The organism is Proteiniphilum sp. UBA5384, assembly GCF_002410825.1.
Lineage (GTDB): Bacteria > Bacteroidota > Bacteroidia > Bacteroidales > Dysgonomonadaceae > Proteiniphilum.
Genome location: NZ_DHOS01000052.1, coordinates 239,497 through 254,423 on the forward strand (window position 1 = coordinate 239,497; position 14,927 = coordinate 254,423).

The 14,927-nt window shown below is 45.5% G+C and carries 10 protein-coding genes; 2 read left to right on the forward strand and 8 right to left on the reverse strand.

Annotation, left to right across the window (positions count from 1 at the left end; all coding sequences use genetic code 11):
- Positions 1-31 precede the first annotated feature (31 nt).
- Positions 32-2,110, forward strand: a complete 2,079-nt coding sequence (gene ppk1 / locus B4G81_RS10710; protein ID WP_294082347.1) for a polyphosphate kinase 1 — start codon at positions 32-34, stop codon at positions 2,108-2,110.
- A 26-nt stretch (positions 2,111-2,136) separates the two neighbouring features.
- On the opposite strand, the gene B4G81_RS10715 is transcribed toward ppk1, so the two are convergent.
- Positions 2,137-2,472, reverse strand: coding sequence for a peroxiredoxin family protein (locus B4G81_RS10715; protein ID WP_294082348.1), 336 nt, complete (start codon positions 2,470-2,472; stop codon positions 2,137-2,139).
- Between the two features lie 202 nt (positions 2,473-2,674).
- Between B4G81_RS10715 and B4G81_RS10720 the strand changes: the two genes are divergently transcribed.
- Entirely contained in the window at positions 2,675-3,457 is a 783-nt protein-coding gene (locus tag B4G81_RS10720) for a glycosyltransferase (RefSeq protein ID WP_294082349.1), read from the forward strand.
- Positions 3,458-3,472: 15 nt separating this feature from the next.
- Here B4G81_RS10720 and B4G81_RS10725 read toward each other — a convergent pair whose 3' ends face one another.
- The 7 genes from B4G81_RS10725 to rplK all read right to left on the reverse strand — a co-directional run.
- A complete protein-coding gene (locus B4G81_RS10725; protein WP_294082351.1) occupies positions 3,473-4,465 on the reverse strand; it encodes a Stealth CR1 domain-containing protein in 993 nt (330 codons plus the stop codon).
- Between the two features lie 73 nt (positions 4,466-4,538).
- On the reverse strand, positions 4,539-8,822 hold the full coding sequence (gene rpoC, locus B4G81_RS10730) for a DNA-directed RNA polymerase subunit beta' (RefSeq protein WP_294082353.1): 4,284 nt from the start codon (positions 8,820-8,822) through the stop codon (positions 4,539-4,541).
- Between the two features lie 41 nt (positions 8,823-8,863).
- Complete coding sequence (gene rpoB / locus B4G81_RS10735; RefSeq protein ID WP_294082354.1) at positions 8,864-12,676, reverse strand: DNA-directed RNA polymerase subunit beta; 3,813 nt, start codon at positions 12,674-12,676, stop codon at positions 8,864-8,866.
- A 96-nt stretch (positions 12,677-12,772) separates the two neighbouring features.
- On the reverse strand, positions 12,773-13,150 hold the full coding sequence (gene rplL, locus B4G81_RS10740) for a 50S ribosomal protein L7/L12 (RefSeq protein WP_294082356.1): 378 nt from the start codon (positions 13,148-13,150) through the stop codon (positions 12,773-12,775).
- Positions 13,151-13,246: 96 nt separating this feature from the next.
- On the reverse strand, positions 13,247-13,759 hold the full coding sequence (rplJ, locus tag B4G81_RS10745) for a 50S ribosomal protein L10 (RefSeq protein WP_294082358.1): 513 nt from the start codon (positions 13,757-13,759) through the stop codon (positions 13,247-13,249).
- A 17-nt stretch (positions 13,760-13,776) separates the two neighbouring features.
- Positions 13,777-14,478, reverse strand: a complete 702-nt coding sequence (gene rplA, locus B4G81_RS10750; protein WP_294082360.1) for a 50S ribosomal protein L1 — start codon at positions 14,476-14,478, stop codon at positions 13,777-13,779.
- 17 nt (positions 14,479-14,495) lie between these two features.
- Positions 14,496-14,927 (reverse strand): 50S ribosomal protein L11 (gene rplK, locus B4G81_RS10755; protein ID WP_294082362.1); only part of this gene is annotated, 432 nt, incomplete at its 5' end.

A 14,927-nucleotide genomic window follows, 5' to 3' on the forward strand; every position in this document is an offset into this window, starting at 1 on the left:
CGCATAATTCAAAAAGGATCGAATTCAAAATATGAACAATTCCATATATAGATATTTTAAACGTGATATTAGTTGGCTGTCATTTAATTACCGTGTTCTCTTAGAGGCCAGGGATAAGCGGTTACCGGTATATGAGCGGATTAAATTTCTCTCCATCTATGCTTCTAACCTGGAAGAATTTTACAAGGTACGTGTTTCGGGGTACCACAGTTCACTGCTTGAAAGTATCAAACGTGACGAGTCTGTGGAGGAGGCGATGAAGACCATCGTCCAGATTAACAAGGAGGTCACGGCTCAGGAAAAGGAATATGATGATATTTTTAATAAGATGATATTGCCGGAATTAAAACGTAATAGCATTATCCTCTATCAGACAGATAAGGTGGAACCGTTCCATCAGGAGTATGTGAGGAAATATTTCAATGAAGAGGTATTTCCTTATTTGCAGCCGATGATCATTCAAAAGGATGATATCCATTCATTTATTCAGGATGGTCGCATTTATCAGGTAATCAGCCTGTTGAAGCGAAAGAAGAAACAGGAAAGGCAGCGATATACCTATGCCATCATGAAAATCCCTTACACTAAAATTCCCCGCTTCATAGAGCTCCCTTCGCACAATGGCAATTATTATATCCTATTTATTGATGATGTGATCAAGGCCAATATGCAGAGTGTATTCCCGGGATATCAGATTGTAGATTGTTTCAGCATTAAAATTTCCCGTGATGCCGATTTTTCCCTGGAGGATGAGGACCAAAAAGACATTGCGGGGGAGATTCTGCGCAAGGTGCGTAAACGAAAGATAGGGGCAGTCACCCGGTTTCAATATGATAAGGATATGCCGGATTATTTTCTAAAATACCTCTGTGATGCTTATGAGATTGAAGAGGAAGAGTTACTTCCTTCCGGGCGTTACTTGAACAGGGCAGATCTTTCCAAGTTACCCAATCCTGTGGGAGATTCACTGAAACAGCATCTTCCGCAACCGCTTCGTATACCTGAAGTAGAAGCCAATAGTTCTATTCTTCGGGTATTGCGGAAACAAGATGTATTGCTGCATTTTCCCTACCAGTCGTTCGATTATCTATTGCGGTTCCTTCTACAGGCGGCATTCGATCCTAAAGTGTTGGAGATAAAGGTGACCCAATATAGGGTGGCAGAGAATTCAGCCGTGATTAACAGCTTGATAAGCGCTGCTAAGAACGGAAAAAAGGTGACAGTCTTTGTCGAACTGAAAGCTCGGTTCGATGAGATGAACAATTATCTTACCTCCGAACTGATGCAACAGGCAGGGGTGAAGATCATTTACAGCCTGCCGGGGCTGAAAGTACACGCCAAACTGGCTTATGTACGTAAGCGCAGTAATGATCCGGATGAGCCTATTAAGGGATATGCATATCTGGGAACGGGCAATTTCAACGAGAAGACAGCCCGTATCTATTCCGACAAGGGACTGCTCACCTCCAATAAAGAATTTATTAGGGATATCGATGAGGTATTCCGGGTATTGGAAGGGAAACCTTACATGCATAATTTCAAGCATCTTTTGGTAACACAGTTCAATATGCTTCCCGAGATCCACAGGATGATCGAACGGGAGATTAATCAGGTGAAAAAGGGCGGCATCGGTTATATCATATTGAAAATGAATAGTCTGGAGGATAGGGGGATGATCGATGCGCTTTACAGGGCCAGTGAAGTGGGAGTAAAGATAGACCTGATCATACGTGGTATCTGTTGTCTGGTACCCAACCAGCCGTACAGTAAAAATATCACGGTGACCCGTATCGTGGATGCCTATCTCGAGCATGCACGGGTCTGGTACTTCTTTAATGGTGGAGAAGAGGATATCTTCCTGACATCGGCTGATTGGATGGGACGGAACCTGCATCGCCGTATTGAAGTGGCTTTCCCCATATATACTGAATTGTTGAAACGACAGATCATCGATATATTAAAAATACAACTTGAAGACAACCAAAGCGCTGTCCGGATTGATGAAAACCTGCAAAACGTCTTCAAACGGGATACGGCTCCGGCTGATGCTCCTGCTGTGCGCGCACAGCAGGCAATTTATGAGTATCTGAAGAAACTGACCGGGCAGTAAGATGAATTGTAATGAATATGGCGTGCTCATACTACCATATAACGCACGGTTAATCCAATAACTCGGATCCATGGTATCTCATTTGCCTTGATGGCTCCTTTCCATGCGGATTCCTGAGAATCCAATGAAATGCCTACAATTTCCAGACCCTTATCCCTATACTCGTTATATAGGTCTCTTAGCCGGGGCATTTCCCGTATACAAGGACCACACCATGAGGCCCAGAAATCCAGGAGTACCAGTCTTTTTTGGGGTATAAGGGTGAAAAGTGTAAAAGACTTTCCACCTACTGTTTTTTCTGTAAAGTCGATATAAGAAGAGCCCGAAGTTAGAAAAGAGATTTCTGGTATAGCTTTCTTCAAGAATGGATCGGTTAATTTGCCTTTGACTATTTCCGTTCTGGAATTTAGATCTTCTGACAGCAGATAAAGACGTCTTTCAATATACCATGTATGCCCAATGAATCGGCCAATATTTATAATAAACCAAAATAAATTATTGTATTTTTGTACTGCCTTACATCGGCGCGAAATAGGAGATAAACAATACAAAAAGAACTCAGTTATGCCGGATAAAAAGCAAGTTATCATATCGTTGACATCCTTTCCTGAAGCGATACCATTTGCCGTACAAGCCATTCAATCCATTTTGATGGGTTCGGTCTTGCCCGATAAAATAGTACTCTATTTAACCTATTCGCAATTTGGCGAAAATGGCATTCCGGAAGAACTTCAAAATTTAGCCGACAGCAATTCGATTTTTGAAATCAGAAACTACGACGATGATATTCGCTCATACAGGAAATTAGTGCCTGGGCTGGTTGATTTTCCCGATGCTGTGATTATTACAATTGATGATGATGTCTGGTATAACAAAAATATGCTTCGAGTCTTGTTGCGTTGGCATAATGAAATTCCGGATGCTATATTGGCACACCGTGCAAAACGTATAAAAATAGACGCTCCCTACCGTAAGTGGAAAAAATACAGATGGTACAGCTTTGTAACAAAAAGAATTCATGCCAGTTTTAAAAACATACAAACGGGTGTAGGAGGCGTACTCTATCCGCCGAATGCGTTGAAAAAAGAGATGATGGATCCGGCGCTATTCAAAGCAATAGCCCCCACCACGGACGATATCTGGTTTTGGGCGGCAGCTGTAGCTCACGGCACTAAAATCATACCTGTGCCTTTCGGATACAACAAACCCCGCGGACTTAAAAAGCCAAAGAATTTATCATTGAAAACCGTTAACTTTAAAACAGGGACTGATTTAAACAGCGAGTCGCTAAAAAAAATCATAGAAAAATATCCGATCATAATTCAGAGAATAGAATCGGAGAAATGAGGTGACCAAAATACATTAAATTTCAAATGTTGATTTGTGTGGCAGAATACCGTTAAACGCATTTTCAAGATTTCTCATCACCTTATCATAGTCCCGAATATGGACATTGTCATTCAAGCAAATTAACTTGTAGCTCTGTTCGGAAATGGCTCGTACCGCTTGTTTGGGTTTCACCATTAGCGGAAACATTTTTGTATCCTGGTAGGTATTGTATGGTGTAAAATTCCCCTTACATATTTGCCAGGTGCGAAAAAGCTCCGGCGTCAAATCATTTAACGCCCTGAATCTGTTCACCGATGTTTCGGTTAATTCTTTTCCGGCAGCCGCCCAAACTTCGTTGAAAGTGCTTTTCAAATAGGGCTGGGCATTATGAGGTGTGCGCAATGTAACAAATTTGCCGTATGGTTTTAAAATATAGTTCCACCGTGCCTTAGAACCGTATGATTTGTCGAACCATTTATCCTTATATTGGGTCATTACTTCCTTTTTGTCGAAATGGTCGTTGATAACCCTGATGTTGTTTTTAATACGTTTGTACCATTGGGACCAACCGGGATTGTATTGAAATACTGCAATATCGCAAGGCCACCCGTTTCTGAAAAAGCGCTCTGGCCCGATAGAATTAATAATGTAGAAATCGTCGTTAAAATAGACAAAGTGTTCGGCTAAATCGGGAATTCTATGCAAATATCGTTCAATCACAACAGAGTTGTAGCTTGGTAAAAATTCATTCGGAATGAAGTCTTTGTGGGATACCAGATTCAGTTTCGGATTATTCTCGTCCAACCAGTCGGGTTTCTGTCCACAAGTTACAAAATGAATTTTACGAACCCACGGTGCAAAATTTTCAACGCCTCTAAACCAATACTTTAAAAAACCATAATCACGGAAGCGTGCTTCTGACACTTCGTTTTTGGTGTTGTCGATCTTTCCGGAATATTTGGCGAAATTTTTTTTCCACTCAGCATCGTCCATGTCGACCCAAGTAATCACAAAATCTATCTCCATTGATTTTCCTCTTAAAAAAGAGGCTGTCTCAAAAGTAAAGACAGCCTCATAAATGTGGCTAGTTGCTAAGAATTTATTCTTCCGTAGCCTCCTGGAATAAGTTTACACGTTTGTTGGCGTTCAGTTTTTCGAAGTCTTCGCGTGAACCGACTACCAGCTTGTCGAATTCCCTCTGGCCGGTACCGGCGGGGATAAGGTGCCCGCAGATCACGTTTTCTTTCAGACCTTCGAGTGAATCAACTTTGCCGTTGATGGCAGCATCGTTCAACACCTTGGTGGTTTCCTGGAACGAAGCGGCTGACATGAAGCTGGTTGTCTGGAGCGCGGCACGGGTAATTCCCTGCAATACCTGGTTGGCAGTGGCGGGAACGGCATCACGAGCTTCTACCGGTTTCAGGTCACGACGTTTCAACGAGCTGTTCTCATCTCGCAGCTTACGTGCGGTTACAATCTGTCCCGGTTCGAACAGTTGCGAGTCGCCGGCATCAACAATCACTTTCTTGCCCCAGATGCGGTCATTTTCTTCCATCATCTCGTTTTTGTCTACGAGTTGCTGTTCGAGGAAGCGGGTATCTCCCGGATCCACCACTTCCACCTTACGCATCATCTGTCGAACGATGACCTCAAAGTGCTTGTCATTGATCTTCACACCCTGCAGGCGGTATACATCCTGTACTTCGTTCACTATATATTCCTGTACGGCAGTGGGTCCCATGATTGCCAGGATATCAGATGGAGTGATAGCCCCGTCGGAGAGTGGCATACCTGCACGTACATAATCGTTTTCCTGCACTAATATCTGTTTGGAGAGGGGAACCATGTATTTCTTCATTTCTCCGGTTTTGGAGGTGATGGAAATCTCCTGGTTACCACGCTTGATCTTCCCGAACGATACCTCACCGTCGATTTCGGCAACCACTGCCGGGTTTGACGGGTTACGTGCTTCAAACAGCTCGGTTACACGTGGAAGACCACCCGTGATATCCCCCGCTTTGCCTACGGCGCGCGGAATTTTCACCAACACGTCTCCTGCCTTGATATCATCATTCTCATTCTTTACGATGTGAGATCCGAGCGGAAGGGTATAGGTGCGCAGGACATTGTCGTCTGCATCGACGATATGTGCTGAAGGTGCCTTGGTCTTATCACGTGATTCGATAATCACCTTTTCCTTCAGACCGGTTTGCTCATCGGACTCAACCTTATAAGTAAGGTTTTCGGTGAAACTTTCGAACTTGATCTTTCCGGTTGCTTCGGAAACGATGACTGCGTTGAACGGATCCCATTCGCAGATCAGGTCGCCTTTCGTTACTTTATCTCCCTGATTGAAATAGAGCTTCGAACCATAGGGTATGTTATGTGCCAGTAACACGATTTTGGTATTGGGATCTACGATACGCATTTCCACTAACCGGCTCACAACCACTTTATAAGGTTTACCATCATTGTCCACGGTCTCCACATAACGGAGTTCGTCGAATTCGAGCGTACCATCATACTTGGTCACAATACTGTTTTCGGCAGCGATGTTGGAAGCAATACCTCCCACGTGGAACGTACGCAGCGTAAGCTGGGTACCCGGTTCGCCGATGGACTGGGCAGCAATGACGCCTACCGCTTCGCCTCTTTGTACCATCCTGCCGGTGGCGAGGTTCCTGCCGTAACATTTTGCACAAACGCCGTGCGACGATTCGCAGGTGAGTACCGAGCGGATTTCTACCCGCTCGATGGGTGATTCTTCTATTTTCTTCGCTATGTCTTCAGTGATCTCTTCACCGGCGCTTACAATGATTTCTCCCGTGTTAGGGTGCTGTACATCGTGTACCGAGACGCGCCCCAATATACGCTCGTAAAGTGAGGCGATCACCTCGTCGTTGTTCTTGATGGCGGTAGCTACCAGACCACGCAGAGTACCGCAATCTTCCTCGTTGATAATCACATCCTGTGAAACGTCTACGAGACGACGGGTGAGGTACCCGGCATCGGCGGTCTTCAATGCTGTGTCGGCGAGACCCTTACGGGCACCGTGGGTGGAAATGAAGTACTCGAGTACCGACAATCCCTCCTTAAAGTTCGCAAGGATAGGGTTCTCAATAATCTGCGCTCCTTCGGCTCCGCTCTTTTGCGGTTTGGCCATCAATCCACGCATGCCCGACAACTGGCGGATCTGTTCGCGCGAACCGCGGGCACCCGAGTCAAGCATCATGTATACTGAGTTGAATCCCTGGTCGTCTTCGGCAAGTTGCTTCATCAGGATATTCGACAACTTGGAGTTGATATGTGTCCAAGTGTCGATGATCTGGTTGTAACGTTCGTTATAGGTGATGAACCCCATATTGTAGTTATCCATGATCTGCTCCACTTCAGCATATCCTTCAGCAATAAGTGTTTCTTTTTCTGCCGGGATGATCACATCTTCGAGGTTGAACGAGAGTCCTCCCTTGAAAGCCATGTAGTAGCCGAGTGATTTGATATCGTCGAGGTATTGGGCCGTACGGGCTACACCACAGGTCTTGATTACCTTTCCGATAATGTCACGGAGTGATTTCTTGGAAAGCAGTTCATTGATATATCCTACTTCTTTGGGGATGGCTTCGTTGGTGATTACACGTCCCACAGTGGTTTCGTGCATCTTACGGATTGGGTGTCCCTCTTCATCAATATCATCCACAATTACTTTCACCAAAGCATGCACATCCACCGCACCTTCATTATAAGCGATGATGGCTTCTTCCTCCCCGTAGAAGGTCATCCCTTCCCCTTTTGCGCCGGGACGGATTTTGGTGATATAATACAATCCCAATACCATGTCCTGCGATGGAACGGTGATTGGTGCCCCATTGGCGGGATTGAGAATATTGTGTGCGGCGAGCATCAACAATTGTGCTTCTAGAATAGCTTCATTGCCGAGCGGCAGGTGGACAGCCATCTGGTCACCGTCGAAGTCGGCGTTGAATGCCGTACAGGCAAGCGGGTGCAATTGAATAGCCTTACCCTCGATCAGTTTGGGCTGGAACGCCTGGATACCCAGACGGTGGAGGGTAGGGGCACGGTTCAACATTACCGGATGCCCTTTCATCACATACTCGAGGATATCATATACCACCGGTTCTTTTCTGTCCACGATTTTCTTGGCAGATTTTACCGTCTTTACGATACCTCTTTCGATGAGCTTACGGATGATAAACGGTTTATAAAGTTCGGCTGCCATATCTTTCGGCAGACCGCATTCGTGCATCTTGAGTTCGGGGCCTACGACAATTACCGAACGTGCCGAGTAGTCCACACGTTTACCGAGCAGATTCTGGCGGAAACGTCCCTGTTTTCCTTTCAAACTGTCGGAAAGTGACTTCAACGGACGGTTAGACTCGGTCTTGATAGCACTCGATTTGCGTGAATTGTCGAACAGAGAGTCCACTGCTTCCTGCAACATGCGTTTTTCATTACGCAGGATTACATCCGGCGCCTTGATGTCGATAAGACGTTTCAGACGGTTATTACGGATGATGACACGACGATAGAGGTCGTTCAGGTCAGACGTGGCAAAACGACCACCATCCAGTGGTACTAACGGACGCAGGTCGGGCGGAATGACGGGAATCACTTTCATGATCATCCATTCCGGCTTGTTGATATTTTTGGATCCACGGAAAGCTTCCACCACCTGCAATTGTTTCAATGCTTCATTTTTACGTTGTTGCGAAGTGTCGGTGCTTGCACGGTGACGCAGCTGGTGGGCCAGTTTGTCGAGATTCAGCCTTTCCAGAAGGTCGAGAATTGCTTCCGCGCCCATCTTGGCGATGAACTTGTTGGGATCGCTGTCCTCCAACAGTTGGTTTTCTTTTGGGAGCGTATCGAGCAAATTGAGATACTCTTCTTCTGTAAGGAGGTCTCTTTCTGCCACCTGATCTTCCAATGCACCCGGTTGAATCACTACATATCTTTCATAATAGATAATGGAGTCCAGTTTTTTTGTCGGGATTCCCAGAAGATATCCTATCTTGTTGGGCAACGACCTGAAATACCAGATATGCGCTACCGGAACCACCAAATGGATATGCCCGGTACGTTCACGACGCACTTTTTTCTCAGTTACTTCCACACCGCATCGGTCGCAGACAATACCCTTGTAACGGATACGTTTGTATTTTCCGCAGTGACATTCGTAGTCTTTTACCGGCCCGAAGATCCGTTCACAAAACAGACCATCCCGTTCCGGCTTATAGGTACGGTAATTGATTGTCTCGGGTTTCAACACTTCACCGAAAGAACTCTCCAGAATCTGTTCAGGTGATGCCAGACCAATCGTAATTTTTGAGAAGTTACTCTTTATTTTGTTCTCTTTTCTAAATGCCATATACTAATCAGTATAAAGAGTTATTTTGTTTAATTTGCCTATTAGTCGAGACTGACGTTAAGACCCAATCCTTTCAATTCGTGAAGTAATACGTTCAACGATTCCGGGATTCCGGTCTGTGGCATCGGCTCACCTTTGACGATGGCTTCATACGCTTTGGAGCGGCCTACCACATCATCTGACTTGACGGTGAGGATCTCTTGAAGAATATGTGCGGCACCGAATGCTTCGAGCGCCCAAACCTCCATTTCCCCGAAACGCTGGCCTCCAAACTGTGCTTTACCGCCCAACGGTTGTTGTGTGATAAGTGAGTAGGGACCAATGGAACGGGCATGCATCTTGTCTTCCACCATATGGCCGAGTTTGAGCATGTAGATAACACCCACGGTCGCCGGTTGGTCGAAACGTTCCCCGGTCCCGCCATCATAGAGATAACTCTTACCGTATGCAGGTACACCGGCTTTGTCGGTCCAGGTGGTCAGGTCCTCGAGTGATGCTCCATCGAAGATGGGGGTCGCAAATTTCATCCCGAGTTCTTGTCCTGCCCATCCGAGCACGGTTTCGAAAATCTGTCCGAGGTTCATACGTGAAGGCACCCCCAGCGGGTTCAATACAATATCCACCGCTGTTCCGTCGGCAAGGAAAGGCATGTCTTCCTGTCGTACAATCCTTGATACAATACCTTTGTTACCATGACGTCCTGCCATTTTGTCTCCTACCTGTATCTTGCGTTTTTTTGCCACATATACTTTGGCAATCTGCATGATACCTGAAGGGAGTTCATCCCCGATGGTAAAGTCAAAGCGCTTCCGTTTCAATTCTGCATCCAACTCCTTGTAACGATGGAGATAGTTGATTACCGTGGTACGGATAAGTTCGTTTTTTTGTGCATCGGCCGTCCATTTGTTCAACTGGATCGACTGATAATCGATTTCAGCGAGCACTTTGGGCGTGAATTTTGCACCCTTGGGAACAATGTCCATATTGGTGTAGTCTTTCACTCCCACCGACGTTTTACCTTCAGTGAGTACGAGCAACTTATTGATAAGTACTTTTTTCAACTCTTCCATTTTCTCTTCATACTCTTCGTCGAGCTTGGGAAGAAGGGCTTTGTTGGAAAGTTTTGTTTTTCCTTTCTTGGAAGCTTTGGAGAAGAGGTTGGTATGGATTACTACGCCCTTAAGCGAGGGAGACGCCTTCAATGAAGCATCCTTCACATCACCCGCCTTGTCTCCGAAGATAGCGCGAAGCAGTTTTTCTTCGGGTGACGGATCGGATTCACCTTTCGGAGTGATTTTGCCAATCAGGATGTCTCCCGGTTTGATGCGTGCTCCCACCCGGACAATACCTCTTTCATCCAGATCTCTGGTAGCTTCTTCACTCACGTTGGGAATGTCGGAAGTGAGTTCTTCCATTCCCCGCTTGGTTTCACGCACTTCCAGCGAGAATTCTTCCACGTGGATAGAAGTAAAGATGTCTTCACTTACCAACCTCTCGTTCAAAACGATGGCATCCTCGAAGTTATAACCCTTCCATGGCATGAACGCTACTTTCAGGTTCCTGCCTAAAGCCAGTTCCCCGTCTTGTGTAGCATATCCTTCGGTAAGGATGTCACCGGCTTTCACCTTTTGTCCCACGCTGCAGAGAGGACGCAGGTCGATAGTGGTATTCTGGTTGGTCTTCCGGAACTTGGGAATATTGTAAGTTTTTACAGCTTCCTCGAAGCTGGTAAATTCTTCTTCTTCGCTACGGTCGTATTTTATTTTGATGGTAGTGGCATCTACATAGATGATTTCTCCGGTGCCTTCGGCCATCACCTGGGTACGGGAATCGTGGATCACTTGACCTTCGATACCGGTACCTACGACAGGTGATTCAGTTCTCATCAGGGGGACGGCTTGGCGCATCATGTTCGATCCCATCAATGCACGGTTGGCATCATCGTGTTCAAGGAAGGGAATCAATGAAGCGGCGATAGAAGCGATCTGCATGGGTGATACGTCCATTAGTTCCACCTCCTCGGGGGCAATCACGGGGTAGTCGGCATCCTGCCTTGCTTTTACGCGCGGATTGATGAATTTTCCCTTGTCGTCAAGCGGTGCATTCCCCTGTGCGATCAATCTGTCTTCTTCTTCTTCGGCGGCAAGATAGATCACTTCGTTGTTATTGATATTCACCACTCCATTTTCTACTTTACGATAGGGAGTTTCGATGAATCCAAGATCGTTAATCTTCGCATAGACACAAAGTGAGGAGATAAGCCCGATATTAGGTCCCTCAGGTGTTTCTATAGGACAAAGACGGCCATAATGTGTGTAGTGTACGTCACGCACTTCAAAACCGGCACGCTCACGCGAAAGTCCACCCGGTCCGAGCGCCGACAGACGGCGTTTATGGGTAATCTCTGCGAGCGGATTGGTCTGGTCCATGAACTGCGACAATGCATTAGTTCCGAAGAAGGTATTGATCACCGACGAAATGGTTTTCGCATTGATCAGGTCGATCGGAGTGAAGACTTCATTGTCGCGCACGTTCATTCTCTCACGGATAATACGTGCCATACGGTTCAGCCCTACGCCGAACTGAGTATATAATTGTTCTCCCACCGTGCGCACACGACGGTTGCTGAGGTGGTCGATATCGTCCACCACGGCTTTGGAGTTGATCAGCTCGATAAGATATTTGATGATTTCGATCATGTCTTCTTTCGTAAGAACACGTGTATCGACATCGGTATCGAGATTTAGTTTCTTATTAATCCTGTAGCGGCCTACGTCGCCCAGATCATATCTTTTCTCCGAGAAGAAGAGATTGTTGATGACTTCACGTGCACTGGCATCATCGGCCGGTTCTGCGCTTCGCAGCTGGCGGTAGATATGGCGGATGGCATCAATCTCGGTGTTACTCGGATCTTTCTGTAATGTATTGTAGATGATGGAATAGTCGGAGGTATTGGCCGTTTCCTTGTGCAGAAGGATAGAGGCTACACCCGATTCGATGATTTCGTCGATGTGTTCCTGTTCCAGCACCGTTTCACGCTCAATGATCACTTCGTTCCTTTCAATGGAAGTTACCTCACCGGTGTCTTCATCGACAAAATCTTCCATCCATGATTTCAGTACACGGGCTGCTAATTTGCGTCCCAGTACTTTTTTGAGACTAGCCTTATTTACTTTTACTTCTTCAGCCAGATCAAAAATCTCAAGGATATCCTTGTCGCTTTCAAAACCGATGGCGCGAAGTAGGGTGGTAACCGGTAATTTCTTCTTCCGGTCGATATAGGCATACATCACGTTGTTAATATCCGTGGCGAATTCAATCCATGATCCTTTGAACGGGATGATACGGGCAGAATAGAGTACGGTACCGTTGGCGTGCATGCTTTGCCCGAAGAATACGCCGGGAGAGCGGTGTAATTGTGAAACAATGACGCGTTCGGCTCCATTGATTACAAATGTACCTTTTTCGGTCATATAAGGAATCGTACCGAGATAAACATCCTGGATGACAGGGGTAAAATCTTCGTGGTCGGGGTCGGTGCAGTATAAATACAGCTTTGCCTTCAGCGGGACACTGTAGGTGAGCCCCCTGTCTACACACTCATCGATGGTATAGCGCGGGGGATCCACATAGTAATCTAAAAATTCGAGGACGAAGTTGTTTCGGGTATCAGCAATCGGAAAATTTTCCGTGAAAACCTTATACAATCCTTCATTCTTTCTACTTTCGGGTGGTGCGTCGAGTTGGAGAAAATCCTGGAACGATTTTAACTGTACTTCCAGAAAATCGGGAAAATCAAGCGGATTTGTAATCGACGCAAAATTGATTCTTTGATTGGCGTTATTTGAAGACATGGATGTGAGTTTTTGAACCTACTATATATTGACACAAAAGGTTAAGAATCTTCAGGTAGAAGATTCCTAACCATATTAACCTAAATTAGGTAAATGTTATTTAAGTTCAACTTCTGCTCCAGCCTCTTCAAGTTGTTTTTTCAAAGCTTCTGCTTCGTCTTTTGTGATACCTTTCTTCAATTCGCTGGGAGCTCCGTCGACCAAATCCTTGGCTTCTTTCAAACCAAGACCGGTAAGTTCCTTTACAGCTTTCACTACAGCAAGTTTTGCCGCACCTGCACTCTTAAGGATTACGTCGAATTCGGTTTTTTCTTCTGCAGCGGCTTCTCCGGCTGCGGCGGGGCCTGCAGCAACGGCAACAGCTGCGGCTGCCGGTTCAATACCGTATTCGGTTTTTAAAATTTCAGCCAGTTCATTAACCTCTTTTACAGTCAGGTTAACCAAGTCTTCAGCAAATTTTTTTAAGTCTGCCATTGTTGTATTTATTTAAATTGATTACTAATTCTGTTTGTTGTAAATTAATTGATTTATCCACCATCTGCGTCAGGCAAGTCTCTCCCGACTGGACAGTTATCTCTCCGACAACGTCTTTAATACTCCGTGGATTGTGCTGCCTCCGGATTGAAGTGCGGAAATAACGTTCTTTGCAGGTGATTGCAACAGTGCGATCACATCTCCGATCAATTCTGTCTTGCTCTTGATATTTACCAGGTCTTGCAAGGTGTTTCCTCCAATGAAGAAACTTTCCTGCACATAGGCACCCTTCAATGCCGGCACTTTGTCAGCCTTGAATTTATCAATAAGCTTGGCAGGAGAATTCGCCACGTTGGAGAACATAATGGCTGTATTCCCTTTCAAAATGGGATACAGTTCACTATAATCCCTGTCGAGTGATTCGAATGCTTTCTGCAAAAGGGTATTCTTCACCACTACCAGCTTGATCCCCGCTTTGGAGCATTCCCTTCTTAAGTTACTCGTTTTCGCTGCATTAAGTGTCGCGATATCGGTAAGGTAGAAGTTTTCATACTCCTGGAGATTGGCGGCTATCTGCTCTATTATTTGTTTTTTATCTTCCTTTTTCATAATGATTGAAACTCTTTTTAGTTAGATTCATCTGCCGATTTGGTGTCCACTTTAATACCCGGACTCATCGTACTGGAAAGATAAATACTTTTGATATAGGTACCTTTTGCCGCAGTCGGTTTTAACTTGATCAACGTTTGGATAAATTCTTTTGCGTTGTCTCGAATCTGTTCAGGCGTGAAAGATACTTTTCCAATAGAGGTGTGAATAATACCGGCCTTGTCTACTTTAAAGTCGATTTTCCCCTGTTTTACCTCGGTCACGGCTTTCGCCACGTCGGGAGTAACAGTACCGCTCTTGGGATTCGGCATCAATCCTCTTGGCCCTAAAATACGGCCGAGGGCACCAATCTTACCCATGATCTGCGGTTGAGTGATGATCACATCAATATCGGTCCAACCTCCTTTAATTTTGTCGATATATTCATCGAGTCCCACATAGTCTGCGCCGGCCTCTTTGGCAGCGGCTTCAGCTTCTGGAGAGCACAATACAAGAACTCTTACTTGTTTACCTGTTCCATGAGGGAGGGATACCACCCCTCTCACCATCTGGTTAGCTTTACGCGGATCTACGCCGAGGCGCACATCGATATCTACAGAGGCATCGAATTTGGTGTTGGTGATTTCCTTCACCAGTGTCGAAGCTTCTTTTAGTGAATAGGTTTTCCCTACTTCAATCTTGCTTAAAGCCAACTTTTGATTTTTTGTCAGTTTACCCATGTCTCAATTGAAGTTTTTTAATTAGTGATATTTTCAGGGAAATCTCCTTTTACTGCGATACCCATGCTCCGAGCCGTTCCGGCTACCATCCGCATCGCCGATTCAAGTGTGAAGCAGTTCAAGTCGGGCATTTTTTCCGTGGCAATTGCCTGTACCTGTTCCCAGGTAACTTCTGCAACTTTCTTACGGTTAGGTTCTGCTGAACCGCCTTTTTGCTTGCTGACTTCTAACAGTTGAATTGCAACCGGTGGAGTTTTAACAATAAAATCAAAAGACTTGTCGGTATAATAAGTGATGACCACTGGCAACACTTTACCGGCTTTGTCCTGAGTTCTGGCATTGAATTGCTTGCAAAACTCCATAATGTTGATCCCTTTGGAACCCAATGCAGGTCCTACCGGGGGAGATGGATTTGCAGCTCCTCCTTTGATTTGTAATTTTAGTTGTCC